The 3047-nt window shown below is 30.4% G+C and carries 3 protein-coding genes; 1 reads left to right on the top strand and 2 read right to left on the bottom strand.

Going from position 1 to position 3047, the window contains the following annotated elements; genetic code table 11:
- Positions 1-473: 473 nt before the first annotated feature.
- Complete coding sequence (locus AACL61_RS07590) at positions 474-1292, bottom strand: beta-1,6-N-acetylglucosaminyltransferase (RefSeq protein ID WP_339111197.1); 819 nt, start codon at positions 1290-1292, stop codon at positions 474-476.
- An 868-nt stretch (positions 1293-2160) separates the two neighbouring features.
- On the opposite strand from AACL61_RS07590, the gene tnpB reads away from it, so the two are divergent.
- Positions 2161-2445, top strand: coding sequence for an IS66 family insertion sequence element accessory protein TnpB (gene tnpB / locus AACL61_RS09960; protein ID WP_423245882.1), 285 nt, complete (start codon positions 2161-2163; stop codon positions 2443-2445).
- On the opposite strand, the gene AACL61_RS07585 is transcribed toward tnpB, so the two are convergent.
- Complete coding sequence (locus tag AACL61_RS07585; RefSeq protein ID WP_339111196.1) at positions 2423-2902, bottom strand: serine O-acetyltransferase; 480 nt, start codon at positions 2900-2902, stop codon at positions 2423-2425. The genes tnpB and AACL61_RS07585 overlap by 23 nt on opposite strands.
- Between the last annotated feature and the right edge of the window lie 145 nt (positions 2903-3047).

Raw genomic sequence — 3047 nt, 5'->3', positions numbered from 1 at the left:
GTACTGTTATTGACTGCTTACCCTGTACTAAAATTGCTTTTAGTATAGGAGACTAAGTTTTTGATGGCTAGACGTGTGGATACGGACTGCTTACAAAGAAATAACCTTACTGCAACGGAATTTCGTTACGGCAAAGCCAATTAATTTTTATTATTTAGTGTGTAAACTTGACAGGGTACAGTACCACTTGACGTAGAGCCAATTATTTTATTTTCTCATCAGTACTTCTTGACGAAGACCCAGATTTTGTAGAGTCTCTTTTTATATTTGAATGATTGTAGATCAATAAGTAATTTTCCTACACTAATAAATCCACCCTTCATTAATAATGTTGGCATTAGGGAAAAGCCGATAGATAAAGCTTTGATATGTAACCCCATTTTTAATTCATACTGTTGACTATTTACATTAGAAAGCTAAAAATTAATATTTAATTCTAACCTATCTAAGTCATTCAGAATTAAATATTACTGCTACTTATCACTAATAAATAGTTTATCAATCAAACTGGCGTCCCTTACCTTACGTGCAAAGGCAAATTTAGTATTAATAACTTGTTTTAGTTCTGGTATATCTTTTTCAGTAAACGTATAAGGAGTACCCCTATTCCAGTCGATATATCTTGCTGCCATTTCATTATCATCTATTAATTGGCTAGGTCGATAGTTGCTTAAAATTGTCTGTAGGTAGGTTTCATCACTTAGAAAAGAATGTTTAAAGATATCCATATTATTATATTTTAAAATGATAGGTAAAAACTTTCCTTGAATGCTAAACCATTGGGATCCTTTCATAGGAACTATATTTTTATCTTTTAATCGGTTAATGTGGAATATTATATTAAGGACTTTGATAATTCCAATAAAAAATCCACTATTCCTAATATTTAGGTGATCTATTGGATAATAAAAAGATAGTCTTTGAATATCCTTCTTATTTACTGGAACAAATCCTAAGTAAAGTTCTTTATTAAAAAATTTTTTAAAGTATTGTCTAGTCATTAATGGAATATCAGTAGAAGAAATTAAGTGGACATAATTATATTCTTTATGACTATTATAAACACATTCTAAAAGTCTTTTTTCAGCATATACTAATGTACTCGTTCCCCAATATACTTTTATTCTAGGTACAAATTTAATTTGTGATTTTTGAGATTTCAAATTAGGAAGTCTATATTTTTGATCCCAATGAATAAAAAAGTCTATTTCTGAATCATCAAAATGATTGATCAATTTTTGAAGTATTTCGGCATCATTTCCAGAGCCTAAAACCATTATTGCGTGCTTCAAATCTTTTCATCTCCTAGTAACTACAATATTTATATTTTCACAAAACAATCCTAATTCTGTCAAACACATAATTTATATCAGAAAGTTATGAGAATTAAGTAAATTCATTTATATCAAAAGGGTATTCAACGATTGAAAGCCCTTTTAATATGAATGAATCCAGCGGAGAAAAGTAAAACATAATCTTACCAGCAATTAAATTCTATCTAATTTTAGAAAAAATTCAAGATTTTAATAAAATTAAAGTTAACTCTTTACCACTGTAAAAACAGCATAATGCAGTATGTAAAGGAACTTCAGCTAGTTCATACTAGATTAGGCTTTGCCGATTTTCTTAACATAGTTAAATTTACTTTAAAGCGACAAGAATTTATTCTCAAGTAATCAAACACTTCTGTGAAACTAATATTCTCCACTTTTGCCATCTTAATCCACTAGAATTTCATTTAAAGTCAGAAAGTCTACGACGAGTTGAGACCTATCAGAAGGAAACTCATCGGATTGCTCTCACTACCCAGGAAAAATACTTTTCGATTAATAGAGTTTCTTAGTCAAAAGACTATCTTCAGCTACATGAGCTTAGTCTGTTCTACAATCAGCTCAACGCTGATTGGAACCCTCGTTTAAATCACCTTCATACTGCACTTGAATAATTTTTTCCAGAACTTAAGCAATTATTTGTAAATAAAACATCTAAATTAACGTTAAACATAATGAAGCCTTTCCTCATTTAGCACAGTTAGTCCTTGTTTGGAAGCTAAATTAAAGGTAAGCAGTCAATATGTCTAGCCCTTCTTCCTACCCTAGATCTCCTAGAGAATATCATAAGTAATCAATTTTTTTACTAGATGCCCTGCCGTAAAAATCAATGTGGAAACTAATTCTATTTTGTCTTCAGATATCGCTAAAGTGGTTATTCTTTATGCTCGTTAATTGGCATAATACAGATCATATCTATTTAATCTGTAGAAAATTAGACATGAGAAAGAGCATTGATGGGCTCGCAATGGTGATGACCGAAAACTATGGATTAGAATTAATTATCAATTTGCTATTCTTATTTTTCGGTGGACGTAATGATCTTTTTAAAGGATTATTTTGGAACTGTGAATATACTTTCTATACCAGTATCAAATATTGTTATGAGTATTAATCTTTTCTGAAAGTGAGCCAATCTTTTTAGCCGGAATGCCTACAATTATACTGCCCGGTTCAAGGAAGTCATGAGTTACAACTGCATTTGCTCCTATTACACAGTTTGAAGCTATTTTTATGGGTCCTAGTATTCTAGATCCAGCTCCAATAGTAACATTATCGCCAATATTAGGTGCACCTTCTATATTATCTTTTTTTATGCCAATAGTAACATCCCCAAAAATATGACAATCCTTTCCTATCTTTGCTTTACTATTAATAACTAAAAATCCCCAATGGTCAATTCTAAAACCCGGACCTATTCTGTTTAAGGGAACATCAAACCCTAACTTAATTCCTAATTTATGCATTTTATATTGCAAAAGTATAGAATAAGCTCTTCTCAAAACTCTTAACAATGTAAAATTACTATTTTCAATTTTGTATAAAAGAAATTCTCTTTTCCGTAATATCATAAGGTACTTTTTTACCTCATCACCAATATAAAACGGTTGATGCCTTTTATTTTTTGGCAGATTGTAAAATTTAAGTTGAACATTTAAGTGGACAGAAAAACCCATCAAGGTCTTTAATGGTGTTACCTCAACATTCCATTAGAAA

The sequence above is a fragment of the Limosilactobacillus reuteri subsp. porcinus genome (assembly GCF_036621895.1).
In the GTDB taxonomy this organism is placed as follows: domain Bacteria; phylum Bacillota; class Bacilli; order Lactobacillales; family Lactobacillaceae; genus Limosilactobacillus; species Limosilactobacillus reuteri_J.
Note: the sequence above shows the minus strand (reverse complement) of the source record. Positions and strands in the feature narration are given on the sequence as shown.